This window comes from Bacteroidia bacterium (assembly GCA_027493955.1).
In the GTDB taxonomy this organism is placed as follows: Bacteria; Bacteroidota; Ignavibacteria; order SZUA-365; family SZUA-365; genus JAOSJT01.
Genome location: JAOSJT010000001.1, coordinates 4,282,125 through 4,299,009 on the forward strand (window position 1 = coordinate 4,282,125; position 16,885 = coordinate 4,299,009).

The following is a 16,885-nucleotide window of genomic DNA, read 5'->3' on the forward strand; positions in this document are numbered from 1 at the left end:
ACAGTTCAAAAACACTAAACAATGGAGGAATCCATGTCCGAAGAGATTACCCAAAAAGTCAAGCAGATCATCATCAATCGTCTCGGCGTCGAAGAGAGCCAGATCTCGGATACCGCGTCGTTCACCAACGACCTCGGTGCCGACTCTCTCGATACAGTGGAGCTCGTCATGGAATTCGAAAAGGAATTCAATCTGACCATCGCGGACGAAGATGCAGAGAAGATCACGACCGTCGGCGACGCCGTCAGCTACATCACCAGCCACGTGAACGGCTGAGACGGACACGTGTCCGCTTTTCCAACATCAGAAAATAACGCATCCCGTCCCTGTAAGCGGGACGGGAATCCATTTGGAGGAATCGCATGAATAAACGACGAGTTGTCGTTACCGGCATGGGCGCCGTCACTTCGATAGGACTGACGGTGCAGGAATTCTGGAACAACGCTCTCGCCGGAGTTTGCGGCGTCGATTACATCAAGGCCTTCGACACCTCGGAGTTCAAAACCACATTCGGTGCGGAAGTCTGGAACTTCGACGCGCAGAATTACATCGACCGCAAAGCCGCGCAGCGCATGGATAAATTCACCCACTACGCGGTGGCTGCCGCAAGCATGGCCATTCAGGACGCGGGTCTCACTCCCGAAAACGCGGACGGTAACCGTGTCGGCGTGATCATCGGTTCCGGCATCGGCGGCATGTGGACAAACTGGGAGCAGCAGAATCTGTTCTTCGAGGCGAAAAGTCCGCGGCGCATAAGTCCTTTCTTCGTTCCCATGCTCATTTCCGATATCGCGGCGGGGCATGTGTCCATCATGAACGGCTTCAAGGGTCCGAATTATGCGACGACATCCGCTTGCGCGACATCCGCGCATGCGCTCGCCGATTCGCTCATGCTCCTTCAGCGCGGCGATGCCGACGTCATGATCACGGGCGGATCCGAATCCGCTATCACACCAATGGGGCTCGGCGGTTTCAATGCCGCGCGCGCTCTGTCGACACGCAATGATTCGCCGAAGACCGCGAGCCGTCCCTTCGATCTCGAGCGCGACGGCTTCGTCATGGGCGACGGCGGCGGCATACTCGTGCTCGAAGAGCTCGGCCATGCCTTGCGTCGCGGCGCGAAGATTTACGCGGAATTCGTCGGTTTCGGCCTCACCGCCGATGCGCATCACATCACCGAACCGGCTCCCGGAGGCGAGGGCGCGGTGCGCTCCATGAAGCAGGCTATCGCAGACGCGGGCTTGCAGCCGCAGGACATCACCCTCATCAGCGCGCACGGGACATCCACGCCGTACAACGACAGAAACGAATCCGCGGCGATCAAGACCGTTTTCGGCGAGCATGCGGCGAAGCTCAAGGTGAACTCTCTCAAATCCATGACCGGGCATCTGCTTGGCGCGGCGGGTGCTGTGGAAGCCATCGCCACCGTCATGATGCTCTCGACCGGAAAAGTGCATCCCACGATTAATTACACCACGCCTGATCCCGAATGCGATCTCGACTATGTGCCGAACACGGCCATCGATTTCGAAGCTGACGCGGCACTGAGCAACAGCTTCGGCTTTGGCGGACACAACGCATCACTGCTTTTCAGGAAGTATTCGGGCGCTTGATATGCAAAAGCTCTGAGTATGCTTCGATTTCTCAAGGCACTCGTTTCCAAACGCAGCACCTCACGTACGAATGTTTCACGTCCTCCTTCCGGTCGTCACCGGGAGGAGGAACGTCTCGCCCTGTCGGCCTTCGTGACGTTCGACAGCGCCGAATTCACCCGCCGCACCGGCTACCGCATCCGTTCCATAGAATTCTTCCATCAGGCCGTCGTTCATCGGTCCTTTCTGCAACTCTGTCCGCCCGGACGCTTCCAGTCCAACGAGCGCATGGAGTTTCTGGGTGATTCCGTCCTGAACCTCATTGTCGCCGAATACCTCTATCTCACCTTTCCCAACGCCGAGGAAGGCCAGCTCTCCAAGGTGCGCAGCCGCCTCGTGAGCCGGGCGGCCCTCGGCGAATGCGCGCGTCGTTTGCATCTTGAAGATTTCCTCATGCTCAGCCCGAGTGCGCATCAGTCCATCAAAGACGGCAGCGAATCCATTATCGTGGACGCCGTCGAATCCTTCGTCGCCGCGATTTACCTCGACGGCGGCTATCTCGCCGCCAAGGCCTTCGTGACGGAGCATTTGCTCAACGCTTTCGGAACGACGCGCATGGCGCAGGACGAGAACTATAAGAGCCGACTGCTCGAGTATACGCAGGCTCGCGGTCTTGGCGGGCCCAAATACGTCACCGTAGACGAGTCCGGCCCGGATCACAGCCCCGTTTTCACCGTGGAAGTGCAGGTGGGCGGTGTACCCCTCGGCGTCGGCAAAGGCAGCAACAAGAAGGCGGCGGAACAGAACGCCGCGTCCTTTGCGTTGAGTCATCTGCAATCGCAGGATCAGGCAGCCGCACAGCAAAATTCCTGATCCCTTCGTCCCGACCGCGTGATCACGCGCGGCCGCTTCCCCCTAATCGACGATTTCATCACGCAACTGAAATTGAACGGTCCCATCATGAAACGCACCCCACTGTACGAAACCTCCTTTGAAACACGGCACATCGGACCGAGCGTCCGCGAAGAGCAGGAAATGCTCGCGCTGCTCGGCGTATCCTCACTCGATGCTTTGATAGACCAAACCGTCCCGGCGCAGATTCGCTTGCCCAGGCCGCTGGACTTGCCGGATGGCATGGGCGAGCACAGCTATCTCGCAGAGTTGAAGGCACTCGCCGGAAAGAACAAGGTGTTCCGTTCGTACATCGGACTGGGCTATTACAACACGCACACGCCCAGCGTCATTCGCCGCAATGTTCTGGAAAATCCGGGCTGGTACACCTCGTACACGCCGTATCAGGCCGAGATTTCGCAGGGACGCCTTGAAGCGATTCTGAATTATCAGACGATGATCGTGGACCTGACGGGCATGGAAATTGCAAACGCCTCCCTGCTCGACGAGGGCACCGCCGCGGCCGAAGCCATGATCATGGCGCGCGGTATTGTTTCGCGCAGCGCTGCGCGCAAGGGCAGCATGAAATTTTTCGTATGCGACACGGTGTATCCGCAAACACTGGATGTGCTTGCGCTCCGCGCCGAACCGCTGGGCTACGAAATTGTGCGCGGAGATTTCCGCACGGCGCAGCTCGACGAGTCCTTCTTCGGCGTGCTGCTGCAATACCCGGCGCAGGATGGCAAGGTGCATGATTACCGCACGATTGTGGAACAGGCACATGCGCTGGGTCTGGTCGTGGTCGTGGCTGCGGACATCATGTCTCTTGTCGCGCTCACACCACCGGGCGAGTTCGGTGCCGACATCGTTGTCGGAAATTCTCAGCGCTTCGGTGTGCCCATGGGCTACGGCGGTCCGCACGCGGCGTTTTTCGCCACAAAGCAGAGCTACGTTCGCCAGATGCCCGGTCGCATCATGGGTGTTTCGGTGGATCGCCACGGCAACCGCGCCTATCGCATGACGCTGCAGACGCGCGAGCAGCATATCCGCCGCGAAAAGGCCACGTCCAACATCTGCACCGCGCAGGCGCTGCTGGCGGTGATGGCGGGCATGTACGCGATTTATCATGGCGCGGAAGGATTGAAGAACATCGCCGGAAGCATCCATACCGCCGCGGTAGCGCTGGACAAGGGCCTGCGCTCGCTGGGCTACGAGCAGTTGAACGAAGCGTACTTCGACACGCTGCTGGTGAAAGCCGATGCGGCGAAACTCCGTCCCTTCGCCGAAGCGGCCGGCATCAACTTCCGCTATGTCGATTCGGACCATGTATGCATCGCTCTGGACGAGACGGTGACGGAAAAGGATATTCACGACATTCTGACGGTATTCGCGCAATGCGCCGGCAAAGAGTGGAAGGGCGGGGCGGATCTTTTCGACGCACTCGCTACAGATTTTGCGGAGGGCGTCGCGCGGAGCAGCGCTTTCCTGACGCATCCGGTATTCAACATGAACCGCAGCGAAACGGAAATGATGCGCTACATCAAGCGTCTGGAGAACAAGGACGTGTCGCTGGTGCATTCCATGATTCCGCTGGGTTCCTGCACCATGAAACTCAACGCGGCGACGGAGTTGTATCCGATCACCTGGCCGGAATTCGGAGCGATACATCCCTATGTCCCGGCCGATCAGGCGGAGGGCTATCGTGAAATGATTACCGAGCTTGAGCAGCAGCTCGCCGAGGTCACCGGTTTCGCCGCCACGTCGCTCATGCCCAATTCCGGTGCGCAGGGCGAATACACGGGCCTGATGGTCATCCGCGCGTATCACGTGGCGCAGGGCGATGCGCAGCGCAATGTGGTGCTCATTCCTTCCTCCGCACACGGCACCAATCCCGCGTCCGCCGTCATGGCCGGCGCCGAGGTGGTGATCGTCGCTTGCGACGATCGCGGCAATATCGACGTGACCGATCTGCGCGCAAAGGCGGAGCAGTACCGCGATCGCCTGTCCGCGCTCATGGTCACCTATCCCAGCACACACGGAGTGTTCGAGGAGAGCATCATGGACGTATGCCGCGTCATTCACGATAACGGCGGCCTGGTGTACATGGATGGCGCCAACCTCAACGCGCAGCTCGGGCTCACCAGTCCCGGTCTCATCGGCGCGGACGTCTGCCATTTGAATCTGCATAAGACCTTCGCCATTCCGCACGGCGGTGGCGGTCCGGGCATGGGCCCCATTTGCGTCACCGCGGCGCTGGCGCCCTTCCTTCCGGGGCACCCCGTGGTTGCGACGGGCGGCGACAAGGCCATACCGGCCGTATCGGCTGCTCCCTGGGGCAGCGCGAGCATTCTGCCGATTTCTTACGGCTACATCAAAATGCTCGGCGGTCCCGGACTGACGGAGTCCACAAAATTCGCCATCCTGAATGCAAACTATCTCAAGGCGCGTCTGGAACAGGACTACAGCATCCTGTACACCGGGGCCAACGGCCGCGTGGCGCATGAGTTCATTCTTGATCTGCGTCCGTTCAAGGATGCGCATATCGAAGCCATCGATGTCGCGAAGCGCCTCATGGATTACGGCTTCCACGCCCCCACCGTGGCCTTCCCCGTAGCCGGCACGCTGATGATCGAGCCCACCGAAAGCGAGAGCAAGGCCGAGCTGGACCGCTTTGCCGAGGCCATGCTGGAAATCCGCAAAGAGATTCAGGAAATCCTCGACGGCACCGCCGACGCGCACGACAACGTGCTGAAAAACGCGCCGCACACCGCCACAGAGGCCACCAACGAAGTGTGGGAGCATCCCTACACGCGCGCCAGGGCCGTCTTCCCGCTGCCCTACGTGCGTCAGGCCAAGGTCTGGACGCCCGTCGCCCGCATAGACGACTCCTACGGCGACCGCAACATCATGTGCGCGTGTCCGCCCATCGAGGAGTATATGGCGGAGTAAAGAGTAAATAGTAAAGAGTAAAGAGTGAAGGGGTCTGGTTTCCGGGCCCCTTCGATGTTTTGGTGTGGAGGTGGTAAAGGGGGAAGGGTAAAGTGTAAAGCGGGCTGGTGACTTTTTCACCTCCCCCGCTTTTCATAGTCCACATCCTTCTCATTGTATTTCTCCTTCCTCCTGCGTAACATGAATTCCGACATGCGTGTCCATCACACGGAGTATGATCGATGAGAAAGGTTCTTCCGCTTCTGGCGCTGCTGCTGTTCGCCTCCTGTTCCGGCACTCCCGATAAACCGGCATTTTCGGATTTCCTCGAGATCCGGGATATCGTGGAAGATGACCCGCTCGCGCATCAATTCGCGTCGCTCGGCGGCGAGAAATACCGGCTGGGCGATCCCATGATTTACGGGCGTTCGGTCAATCGCTTTCAGATCAAAGCGGTTTCACCGGAGCAATACGACATGCTCATCACGCTTACCGGCGCGGAGGACGCCCGCTGGCGCCGTTTCGCCCGCAGCCGCATCGGCAAAACGGTCGCGCTCGTGGTGGACGGAAAAGTGCAGGCAACCTTTCCCGTCATCGATCCCGGACCACCCGCGGAGGACAAGCTGCTTGTCATAACGATACCGGCGGTATGCGAGAGCGAGAAGGACGCGCAGAGACTCGAGCAGTTTCTCGAAACATCGAAAAAGCCACTCAAGAAGGAAAAATAAATCGTGCGGAGATTTTTTCTCTGGTTCGGGGTCGCGGCACTGCTGGCTGTTGTCATCTGGCAGTTCTGGCCTGATCGCGTCATCGAACACGAAGCGGGCGTGCTTTGTCCGGACGAGCCACGGCAGACGAAACCCACACGCACATCCCCCTGGCTGCACGGCGATTTCATGATCACCGCGCTGGCGGATTACGACATCCGCGCTCGCGTGTTGAGCAGAAAAAATTACGGCAGTGGAAAGGAGTCCGATCTCTCTCCGGTGGATCTGGCTCTCGGCTGGGGACCCATGTCCGACCAGTTCGTGGTCGACAAGCTGGATATATCCCAGGGACATCGCTGGTACAAGTGGAATGTCAAGGAACTCATGCCCATTCCGCAAAAGGACATCGAGCGCTCCAGCGCCAATGTGCACATCATTCCGGCGAACGAGGACGTCGAGGATGCGCTGGACGATGTGTACGTCGGCAGCATCGTGCACATGACGGGCTATCTCATCAAGGCCACGCAGGAAGGCAACTGGCGCTGGGTTTCCTCCACCACCCGCAACGACACCGGCGACGGCGCCTGCGAAGTGTTCTGGGTAGAGAGCATATCTGTGGAAAACTGACAGGGGAGCAGAAAACGGAGAGCAGAGAGCCCGTCTGCACTATCCGGATATACGTACAACGAGCTCCATCCGCTATCGGCTCCGGTGAGCTTCTGTACGCTCATGTATGCGTACATGAAGTATTTGCACGCGCCGTGCGCTTCCGCAGAGCCGTGCTCTCTGCGCTTCGCTCCCTGCCTGCCCTCCGCTTGAATTCTAACACATTCATCATCACCTACTTACCGTTCACTCATGAGGGAGCGCGATATTACCCTAGCGTGCGAGCGCTCTCCCTCGGATGCGTGGCAGTCACCATCAGCAAGGCAAGTGCAGAATCAAGAATGAAGGATATGCGATGATAACATCCACAACATCCAGGAACGTGATCGAAGCCTCAGCGAATTCTTCTATCCTCCCCGGCTTTCTTCCGTTGCTTCACGCGCTCGCCGATGCAAGCGCAGTCTGGATCATGCGCCATTTCCGGACCGATTTCGCAACGGAGCGCAAAGCGGACAGTAGCCCCGTTACCGAGGCGGACCGGGGCGCCGAGCGCATCATGCGGGAGATGATTCTTGCTTCACATCCGGATCATGGCATCATCGGCGAAGAGTACGGAAGCCTGCGTCCCGAAGCGCGCTGGACCTGGGTGCTGGATCCCATCGACGGCACGAAATCCTTTATCAGCGGCGTGCCGCTGTTCGGGACGCTCATCGCCGTCTGCGAATACGGTCAGCCGCTTCTGGGCTGTATCAACTTTCCAGTGCTGCATCAACGGCTGATCGGTGACAACAGAAACGCATGGCTCAATGGCTCTCGCATCAGCGTGCGGCCGATACACGCACTGGAAGATGCCACATTGCTGGTAACCGATCCCTCCGATATCAGGCGTCACAAAAACGGTGTTGCATTCGAACGTCTCACGGAGCGCGTCGGTATCTTCAGAAGCTGGGGGGATTGCTATGGACATGCCTTGCTCGCTTCCGGATACGCGGACATCATGGTGGATCCCGTACTGCAACCCTGGGATATCATGGCGCTACTGCCCGTCCTGCGGGGGGCCGGAGCCGCGGTGAGCAGCTACGAAGGCGGGGATGCGGTCGCGTCCGGGAGTCTCGTCGCATCGCATCCCGCCCTGCATGACGAGGTAATCGCGATGCTGAATAACGACTGACTTGACGAATCGGCGCTCCGGCTTTCGCTGATCTCCATCTCTCCGATGCCATAAAGCGGATAACGCACTCCGTAACACCAATTAGCTGTTCCGACCAGACCCCACTCTCGTCCGCGACGACGGCGGCACTCATTCTGTTAGAATGGTGTTTGCAACTTCACACAATGATCTCATCATATCATAACAGCGGGGCAATACTGGGCTGCTACCTTGCACTATGCAAGAAGCGCAGATACTCCGGAAAAACGCCACCCGATTCCTTGTCGCAGTGCTCATTGCAGGGAGTGCCCTGTTGCTGTGGCAGCAGCTTCGCGGTGTGTCGCTGCACGATGTGCAAGCGCTGGTGAGCACCCTCGGATATCGTCTGCCTCTGATCGTCCTTCCGTACGGACTCGTGCTCCTGCTTGACGTACTCGGTTGGCGGCAATGCATGACAACACCGCGCTATCTGTCACTGCGCACCCTTTTCGCCATCCGTGTCTCCACCGATGCGTTATTGAACACCATCCCGGCCGGGGTGGCGATAGCCGAACCGATGCGCATCATGATGCTGCATCGTCGTCTGCGTCTTCCCGTCGCCGACGCGACCTCCGCCACACTTCTTTCAAAGATGAATATCGCTATCGCACAAATGTTGTTTGTGCTCCTGGGCCTGTTGCTCGTATTGCTTCATGCCAATCAACATCAGGGCATCGCCGCGTTGCTGGACAGCGCCGGAGGATGGGTGACCGTGCTGCCGGCGACGCTGCTTGTTCTCGCCGTGCTGTCTCTCCCGTACACTGGGCCGCGCTTTACGCAACTGCTGCAGCTGCTGCATCGATTGCCTGTGCCTACACTCCGGAAGCAGTTGTCAAGAGGGGAGAGAGCGCTCGCGGAGATTGACGGGTATATCGGGGATTTCGCGCGCAGCAATCGCGCCCGCTTTATTACCTCGCTGCTGCTGTTTCTCTGGGGTTGGCTGCTCATGGCGGCGGAAACATGGCTCCTGCTGCACCTGCTCGGTGCGGAAGTCAGCATATCGCAGGCGATCGTATTTGAAGGGCTCGCGTCCATCGTCAAGCTGCTATTTTTCTTTATTCCCTCCGGGATAGGTGCGCAGGATTTGAGCTTCGTCGCCATGCTCTTCGCCTTCGGAGTTCCCGATGCCGCCACGGTTGCCGTCGCCTTCATGCTGCTTCGTCGCGGGAAAGAATTGTTCTGGGCGATCACCGGCCTCGGAGTGCTGGGCTTCCTTCGTCCGGGTACCGATGCGCATACGCCCGCGCAGCAGACTGCGATGGCGGGAGAGGCGGTCTCGTGAAGAACATCCTTTTCATCTGTGGATCCATCAATCAGACGACGCAGATGCACGCCATCGCGCGTGAACTGCCCGGTCATGCGCATTACTTTACCCCGTACTATTCGCATGGATTCATCGGCTGGTGCGCGAAAAGAGGATTCCTGGAGTTCTCCATACTCGGTGCGAAACTCGGCAATCGCGCACTGGAGTATTTACGCGCGCATGATCTTCGGATTGACATGCACGGACAGGGGCGATCGTACGACCTGGTGCTGACCTGCAGCGATCTGATCATTCCACGAAATATCCGGCACACGCCGATCGTGCTTGTGCAGGAGGGGATGACCGACCCGAAGAATGTTGCTTACTATCTCGCGAAGTATCTGAAGCTGCCCCGGTGGATGGCCAGTACATCAACCACCGGACTCAGTCATGCGTATCGGGCCTTCTGCGTGGCGAGTGAAGGATACCGAGAGATGTTTCTGCACAACGGCGTCCGCCCGGGGACGCTACGCGTGACCGGCATACCGAATTTTGACAATTGTGCCGAGTACCGGAACAACGATTTTCCCCATCGGAACTTCGTGCTCGTCGCAACGAGCGATATGCGCGAAACATTCAAGTACGAAAACAGAGTCCGATTCATCCGCCGCTGCCTGGACATCGCTCAAGGTCGTCAGCTCATCTTCAAGCTGCATCCTAATGAACATGCGGAGCGCGCCACAAAGGAGATTCAGACGCATGCTCCCGGCGCTCTCGTCTATGCCACCGGAAACATCAACCACATGATCGCGAACTGCGATGTGCTCGTGACGCGATTCTCTTCCGTCGTCTATATCGGTCTGGCGCTGGAGAAGGAAGTGTACTCGGATTTCGACGTGCACGAGCTTCGCGGCAAGGTCCCGATACAGAACGGAGGCAGTTCCGCCGCCGCGATCGCCGTCGTGTGTCGCGAGATTCTCGTCCGCGAAGCGCTGGGCGGTACAGGACAGGTGGTTACGCGACAAGCGGGTACGCCACAGTTCCTGCCGGCATTCGCAACGCGCATACGCAGGCATTTCGGGAGCGGCGCATGAAAATCGTTGTGGTAATACAGGCACGTATGGGAAGTACGCGTCTGCCGGGTAAAGTGATGCTCCCTCTCGCGGGGGAGCCGCTGCTCTTGCGCATGGTGAACCGCGTCCGCGCAACCCGCATCCCTGTCAGCACACTCGTTGCCACAACGACGGATCCTGAGGATACGGATATCCGCATTTTGTGCGCGCGTCATCGAATACCCTGTTACAGCGGTGATCCCTTCGATCTGCTGGACCGCCACTATCGCGCCGCATTGCTCTACGATGCGGATGTCGTGGTGAAAATACCATCCGATTGTCCGCTCATCGATCCACGTATTATCGAACAAGTCCTGGCGTACTTTATCAGTAATGCTGATCGCTACGATTTCGTCAGCAATCTGCATCCGCCCACCTGGCCCGACGGCAATGATGTGGAGGTGATGGGGATGCGCGTGCTGCGCGAAGCGTGGAAGGAAGCCACGCGGACGATGGAGCGCGAACACACGACCCCGTTTATCTGGGAGCAACCCGAGCGTTACCGCATCGGGAACGTGTTGTGGGAAGCCGGCCTGGATTACTCGATGACCCATCGGTGGACGATAGACTATCCCGAGGATTATCGCTTCCTCCGCACGGTATACGACGCCCTGTACACGGAAGAGCGGCCCCATTTCTCCCTGGACGACATACTGCACCTGCTCGAGCGGCAGCCATGGATTGGAGCGTTGAACCATCGCTTCGCCGGTGTGAACTGGTACAGGCACCATTTGCATGAGCTTCGCACCATTCCACCTGACAGAACCCGGCATGCGGATACATCCGGCAGCGGGATCAATCACCCAACGACCATCTATCATGAGGGAATCCAGTGACTGATATCGAACATCGCTCTCTTGCCGACACCGCAACACGCGTGCGTGAGCATATCATACGCATGTCCGGCAACGGTGGCTGTTTCATAGGCGCATCGCTCTCCTGTACGGACCTCATCGTGTATCTGTACAAGCATGTGCTGAATATTTCGCCCGACCGTGTTGTCGATCCGGACAGAGATTATTTTCTGCTCTCGAAGGGACATGATGTACCTGCGCTGTACGGGGTGTTCGCGGAGCTCGGGTATATGGATTCCGCCCGTCTGTCCAACCATTTGCATCCGCAGGATGTGCTGTACTGGCATCCCAATCGCGAAGTGCCGGGAATCGAGTTTCATAGCGGATCACTCGGGCATCTTCTGTCCGTGGGCATCGGCGTGGCGTTGGATATACGCTTACGAAAAGGATCGAATCGAGTGTTCGTGATGCTGGGTGACGGAGAGCTCAACGAGGGCAGCATCTGGGAAGCGGCGCTGGTGGCGGGCGCACAGAAGCTGGATAATCTCATCGTGGTCATTGATCGCAACGCGTTTCAGGCAAACCTGCGCACGGAGGATCTCCTGCCGCTCGAACCGCTCGAAGACAAATTCGAAGCGTTCGGTTGGTCCGTCCGTCGCATAGATGGACATTGCTTCAGCGAGATGGAAGAGGTATTCGGCACAGTTCCCTTCGAGCCGGGGCGCCCCGGCGTCATCATCGCCGACACCGTGCGCGGGAAGGGGCTGCCCAGCATCGAAGCCCGCGCGGACAGATGGTTTGTGAATTTCAAACCCGAAGAAGTGGATATGCTGCTGGACGAGTTGCACGGTATACAGCGAGCGGAGCTGTCGTCCGAGGCACTGCATGTTCGCTGATACGATTATGGATGTTTCATTCGGAATCACGTTACCATGACTTACGAAAGCACACTGCGCAGCATCGCCGCAACGGACGAACGCGTTATCGTCATGACCGCCGAGAATCGCGCCGCAATCCGGGCTCTCCCGGACGTCCTGGGGGAGCGCTTCATTGACGTCGGGATTTGTGAACAGACCATGCTCGGCGCGGCAGCGGGTCTGGCGCTTCGGGGGCGTATCCCCGTTGTTCACGCACTGGCGGCTTTCCTGACCATGCGCGCCTTCGAGTTCACGCGTACCGATGTCGGTATAGCCCATCTCCCCGTGAAGCTGATAGGAGCTGTCCCCGGCTTCCTTTCCGACGGTAATGGTCCGACACATCAGGCGATTGAAGATATTGCCATCATGCGCGGCATTCCGGGCATGCATATTTTCTGTCCCGCCGATGCCGAGGAACTCAACGCTTTCCTGCCCGTCATCATACACTCGCAAGCACCCTGGTATGTGCGGTTCAACGCGCTTGCGCCCGTCGTATCGCATACCGAAGCACCGGTCCCGGGGAAAGCGGAAATCCTGAGCGAGGGGTACGATGTTGCGCTTCTCACCTACGGGTTCATGTTGCGGGAAGCGCATCGGGCGCGGGAGTTGCTCGAAGGACAGGGTGTTTCCGTGCGCCTCGTCAATCTTCGCACGCTTGTCCCTCTCGACACGGAGGCGGTGTTGAGCGCTGTGCTCGAATGCTCCCTCACCGTGACGTTGGAAGACCATTTCCAAACCGGGGGGCTGTACAGCATTCTTGCGGAGTTGTTGCTGGGCAGAGGAATGGGCGCCGACGTGCTTCCCATCGCGTTGACCCACTGGTTCAGCCCTGGACGACTGGAACACGTGTTGGATACCGAAGGCTTCAGTGCCGTCCATATCGCACACCGCATCCTTCGGCAGCTGGAAGGCAACTCAACACCCATGCAGACGGAATCCGAGTATCTCTTCAAAACCTACCTCTGATCATGCCCAACACCATCGCATTCAACGAACAGTATCCTGATATACACCAGTCTGAACAGTGGTACGCCCGCGCGCTGGGCCTCATCCCCGGGCAGACGCAGACACTCGCGAAGGGACCCGGTCAATACGTGCGGGGCGTCGCCCCCATGTTTGCCGCGCACGCCAAGGGTGCACACATGTTCGATGTCGACGGCAACGCGTACATCGATTACAACATGGGTATCGGACCTATATCTCTTGGATATGCCTATGATCGTGTGGACGACGCCATCCGCGAGCAACTCGCACGCGGCATTACCTTTTCTCTTGTGCACCCGTTGGAAGTGGAGGTGGCGGAACTGTTGCGCGACGTACTTCCGCACGCAGAGATGATCCGCTACTCCAAGGCGGGCAACGACGTGACCTCCGCGGCAGTGCGCCTCGCACGTGCCTTTACGGGACGCGACACGGTGCTCTGTTGCGGTTACCACGGTTGGCACGACTGGTACATCTCCGTGACGGATCGCAATCGTGGGATCCCGGCGCAGGTGGCAGACCTCACGTACACCTTTCAATACAACGACATACAGTCCGTCATAGACTCCATAGACGACGACACGGCCTGCGTCATTCTCGAACCGGTGGTGTTTGAAGAGCCACGCGACAACTTTTTGCAAGAGCTTCGCGCCGTCTGTGATCGCTACGGTGTGCTCCTGATATTCGACGAAATGTGGACGGGATTTCGACTCGCCCTCGGCGGTGCGCAGGAGTACTTCGGTGTTCGTGCGGACCTCGCCTGCTACTCGAAAGCCGTCGCCAACGGCATGCCCATCAGCGTACTCGCGGGCAGGGCGGACATCATGACGCTGTGCGAGAAGGATGTGTTCTTCTACACGACCTTTGGTGGAGAAGCCCTTTCACTTGCCGCGGCCAAGGCCACGATTCTTGAGATGCGCGAGAAACAGGTGCAAAAGCGTCTCTTCGAAGCCGGCGGGCGCTTGCGGGACGGACTGAACACCATGCTTTCGGAGTTGGAAATCGATTACATCCATTGTCGCGGTTACGCTCCCCGAAGTATTGTCACCTTTGATGCTTCCGCGGGAAATCCGCTCATGCTCAAATCCTTGGCGCAGCAGGAACTGATCAAACGCGGCATCCTCTGGTCGGGCTTTCACACGGTGAGTTATTCTCATACCGACGACGATATCGAGCATACACTCGCGGCCTGGCGGGAAGTTCTTCCACTGCTGCACGATGCCGTCGCCACTGGTGAAGTTGATTCACAGCTGCGAGGTGCACCGGTGGAACCCGTATTTCGAAAGACCAGCAACTTCAACACCCGGGCGAAGACCTCGGCACAGGCACAATGAAGTTTGATGTGACATTCGCTGTTGTGTCTTCGGGAACAGCGTGTCATCGAAGCAGACTGCGCTCTCTCCCGGTTGTTGCGGTTAGTGCGGGACGTCCGGCAGACAGCGAATGCAGGTTCCGATGAGATGAGTTGCCGTGTCGGAGAACTTCTGTTCCAGTCATCCTGAACGAGTATGATTTCTCATCTGATTTCCGAAGCGGACGGTATGCGGACCTCCATGTTGCGAGGCAGCACGCCGGTATCGCTGCTCCGCGAATACCGTCTGCGCTGCCTGAGCATCAATACGCATCGCGGCCAGGGGCCGAAGTTATCGCTCCTTCGAGCGGGGGCTTCACCGGAAGAACTCCAGCGCATAGAGCTGATGCATGACACGCGGGCATACGCGTATTTCATTGCCGAGTGGCTGAACAATCACAAGAGCAACTACGACGTAGTGGCTCTGCAGGAGGTGTTCAACGGGGTTCTGGGTGTGGGGGAGCGCATCGTCCAGAAATACCGGCAGCGGGATCACTACCGCATGCTCAGTGGTTTCGCGTCCTACCTCGAGCACGGGGTGGGTTTCGCGGCATTCCGGTATCAGAATCTGCTGTTGAGTCAGTTGCCGAAGCTCTCTCGTGCGGCATATCACCTGCACTTACCGGGGAAGGTGTTTTTTCTGGCCTCCTGCGGATTCACGCTCGCGCCGTTTTTGCTCAAGGACACAATCATCTGGATTGGCAATACCCATCTTCATGCCTACAGCCCCGCGGCACGGATGCGGCAGGCGCGCAGCATCGCGCAAGTGATCCGCGCACTCGGTGATGCACCGATCATACTGATGGGGGATCTGAACACCGTGGCCTCCGGATGTCGCATTGCCGACTTCGGTCCGGGCGATATTGACCGGTATAATTATCAGAACGATGACACGCTCGCCATCCTCTCCGACACCGGCTTGGGAACGGTACGGCACGAAGACGCATTGCGGTACTACTCCTATCCAACCGGGCTTCCGAACCGTACGCTGGACTATATCCTCTTCAGCCGGCATTGGCATGTGCACGACTACGGCGCGTTGCACGGGTTCATGCTGTCGGATCACTATCCCGTATTCGCCGAACTGGAACTCAACATCCGGAATAATTGATATGCATCCCTCTGAAGTATTCTCTCTTCGTGGCAAAACCGCTGTCGTCACCGGCGCCCTTGGTCTGATAGGAAAAGAACATTGCCGCGCACTTGCCGCCGGCGGGGCAAACATCGTCGTCACGGATATGGACCATGCCGCCTGCGCGACCTTTGCCTCTTCGCTTAGCGAAGCGTACGGTGTGGCGGCGATAGGTTGCGCCGCCGACATAACGGAAAAGGCGGATGTACGTGCACTGAAACAAGCCGCGATCGGGAGCTTCGGCAGTATCGACATCCTGGTCAACAATGCGGCGATCAACGACATGGTTGAAGATCCCCTGTCCGCAGCCGATCTCTCGAAATTCGAGCACTATCCGCTGGAACTCTGGCGGCGTTGCCTGGATGTGAACGTCACGGGCGCATTTATCTGTGCGCAACTCCTGGGGAGCCACATGGCGGAGCGGGGGAGTGGTTCCATCATTAACATTGCTTCTACCTACGGCATCGTCGCGCCGGATCAGCGGCTCTATCGAACACCGGATGGGGTGCAGCCGTTCTACAAGTCGCCGGTGTACCCCACGAGCAAAGGCGCCATACTTTCGTTCACCCGTTTCCTGGCGGCGTACTGGGGCGAACGCGGTGTGCGGGTCAACGCCCTCTCGCCCGGTGGGGTGGAGAACGGACAGGACAGCTACTTTGTCGAGAAGTACGCATCGCGTACACCGCTGGGCAGAATGGCACAACCCACCGATTATCACGGAGCGCTGCTGTTCCTCGCATCGGACGCATCCGCCTATGTCACCGGAGCGAATCTCGTGGTCGACGGCGGCTGGACCATCTGGTGATTGCGGCGTATGTGTGCGGATACTACCTTGCATGCATGAATACTCTCGATCCCAACAGCGTTCTCGTCCGTCCACTCGGCACCTTCCAGCATATCGCCATGAACGAAGCGATACGGCGTGCTCGTCGTATTCGCCTTGTACTGAGTGACAACGATGGCGTCCTTACCGACACCGGCGTATATTACGGCGCGGACGGCGAACTCGTCAAGCGCTACAGTATTCGTGACGGGATGGGAATGGAACGCCTCCGGCAGCTCGGCATCGAGTCGGGCATCATCACCGGTGAAAAATCGCCGAATCTCAAGCGTCGCGCCGAAAAGCTCCGTCTGACGCATCTCTATCTGGGCGTAAAGGACAAAGTCGCAACGCTCGAAGCCCTCCGCAGGTCTTCCGGCCTCGCGTATGAGGAGATTGCGTACATAGGCGACGACGTCAACGATCTGCGCATCATGGATCTTGTCAGTGAACGAGGACTAACCGCTGCTCCCGCCGACGCCATGCCGCAGATCGCGGCCATCGCGCATTACAACTGCCTCTGGACCGGTGGTAACGGGGCCTTCCGTGATTTTGCCGAAGCGCTGATCACACTGCGTGCATCAAACCGCTCGTAATGTACGCTTTTCCGGTCGCCGTTTCC

16 protein-coding genes are annotated in these 16,885 nt (G+C 58.5%); all 16 read left to right on the forward strand.

The features are described from left to right. Positions 1 to 33: 33 nt before the first annotated feature. The 16 genes from M5R41_16365 to M5R41_16440 all read left to right on the forward strand — a co-directional run bounded on the left by M5R41_16365 (position 34) and on the right by M5R41_16440 (position 16,859). Positions 34 to 276 carry an acyl carrier protein gene (locus M5R41_16365; protein MCZ7557975.1) on the forward strand — a complete coding sequence of 81 codons (243 nt, stop codon included), beginning with the start codon at positions 34 to 36 and terminating at the stop codon, positions 274 to 276. A gap of 86 nt (positions 277 to 362) precedes the next feature. Then, positions 363 to 1,613 (forward strand): beta-ketoacyl-ACP synthase II, encoded by a 1,251-nt coding sequence (gene fabF / locus M5R41_16370; GenBank protein ID MCZ7557976.1) that lies wholly within the window; start codon positions 363 to 365, stop codon positions 1,611 to 1,613. Between the two features lie 18 nt (positions 1,614 to 1,631). Then, entirely contained in the window at positions 1,632 to 2,465 is an 834-nt protein-coding gene (gene rnc, locus M5R41_16375) for a ribonuclease III (GenBank protein ID MCZ7557977.1), read from the forward strand. Positions 2,466 to 2,552: 87 nt separating this feature from the next. Beyond that, positions 2,553 to 5,432 (forward strand): aminomethyl-transferring glycine dehydrogenase, encoded by a 2,880-nt coding sequence (gene gcvP / locus M5R41_16380; protein MCZ7557978.1) that lies wholly within the window; start codon positions 2,553 to 2,555, stop codon positions 5,430 to 5,432. Positions 5,433 to 5,653: 221 nt separating this feature from the next. Further along, positions 5,654 to 6,139, forward strand: a complete 486-nt coding sequence (locus M5R41_16385) for a hypothetical protein (protein MCZ7557979.1) — start codon at positions 5,654 to 5,656, stop codon at positions 6,137 to 6,139. A gap of 3 nt (positions 6,140 to 6,142) precedes the next feature. Continuing rightward, positions 6,143 to 6,745: a hypothetical protein gene (locus tag M5R41_16390; GenBank protein MCZ7557980.1), complete on the forward strand. Its 603-nt coding sequence runs from the start codon at positions 6,143 to 6,145 to the stop codon at positions 6,743 to 6,745. Positions 6,746 to 7,079: 334 nt separating this feature from the next. Next, positions 7,080 to 7,895, forward strand: a complete 816-nt coding sequence (gene hisN / locus M5R41_16395; protein ID MCZ7557981.1) for a histidinol-phosphatase — start codon at positions 7,080 to 7,082, stop codon at positions 7,893 to 7,895. Between the two features lie 217 nt (positions 7,896 to 8,112). Continuing rightward, on the forward strand, positions 8,113 to 9,195 hold the full coding sequence (locus M5R41_16400; GenBank protein ID MCZ7557982.1) for a lysylphosphatidylglycerol synthase domain-containing protein: 1,083 nt from the start codon (positions 8,113 to 8,115) through the stop codon (positions 9,193 to 9,195). Beyond that, the gene (locus tag M5R41_16405) at positions 9,192 to 10,250 is read left to right on the forward strand and encodes a hypothetical protein (protein ID MCZ7557983.1); all 1,059 of its coding nucleotides are present in this window, start codon (positions 9,192 to 9,194) and stop codon (positions 10,248 to 10,250) included. Before M5R41_16400 ends, M5R41_16405 begins: the two co-directional genes overlap by 4 nt. Continuing rightward, on the forward strand, positions 10,247 to 11,104 hold the full coding sequence (locus M5R41_16410; GenBank protein ID MCZ7557984.1) for a glycosyltransferase family protein: 858 nt from the start codon (positions 10,247 to 10,249) through the stop codon (positions 11,102 to 11,104). Before M5R41_16405 ends, M5R41_16410 begins: the two co-directional genes overlap by 4 nt. Beyond that, on the forward strand, positions 11,101 to 11,958 hold the full coding sequence (locus M5R41_16415) for a transketolase (protein ID MCZ7557985.1): 858 nt from the start codon (positions 11,101 to 11,103) through the stop codon (positions 11,956 to 11,958). Before M5R41_16410 ends, M5R41_16415 begins: the two co-directional genes overlap by 4 nt. A gap of 36 nt (positions 11,959 to 11,994) precedes the next feature. Then, complete coding sequence (locus M5R41_16420) at positions 11,995 to 12,945, forward strand: transketolase (protein MCZ7557986.1); 951 nt, start codon at positions 11,995 to 11,997, stop codon at positions 12,943 to 12,945. Between the two features lie 2 nt (positions 12,946 to 12,947). Further along, the gene (locus tag M5R41_16425; protein MCZ7557987.1) at positions 12,948 to 14,294 is read left to right on the forward strand and encodes an aminotransferase class III-fold pyridoxal phosphate-dependent enzyme; all 1,347 of its coding nucleotides are present in this window, start codon (positions 12,948 to 12,950) and stop codon (positions 14,292 to 14,294) included. A gap of 174 nt (positions 14,295 to 14,468) precedes the next feature. Next, a complete protein-coding gene (locus tag M5R41_16430) occupies positions 14,469 to 15,422 on the forward strand; it encodes an endonuclease/exonuclease/phosphatase family protein (protein MCZ7557988.1) in 954 nt (317 codons plus the stop codon). Between the two features lies 1 nt (position 15,423). Continuing rightward, positions 15,424 to 16,248, forward strand: a complete 825-nt coding sequence (locus tag M5R41_16435; protein MCZ7557989.1) for an SDR family oxidoreductase — start codon at positions 15,424 to 15,426, stop codon at positions 16,246 to 16,248. Positions 16,249 to 16,346: 98 nt separating this feature from the next. After that, positions 16,347 to 16,859, forward strand: coding sequence for an HAD-IIIA family hydrolase (locus tag M5R41_16440; GenBank protein MCZ7557990.1), 513 nt, complete (start codon positions 16,347 to 16,349; stop codon positions 16,857 to 16,859). The last annotated feature ends 26 nt before the right edge of the window (positions 16,860 to 16,885 follow it).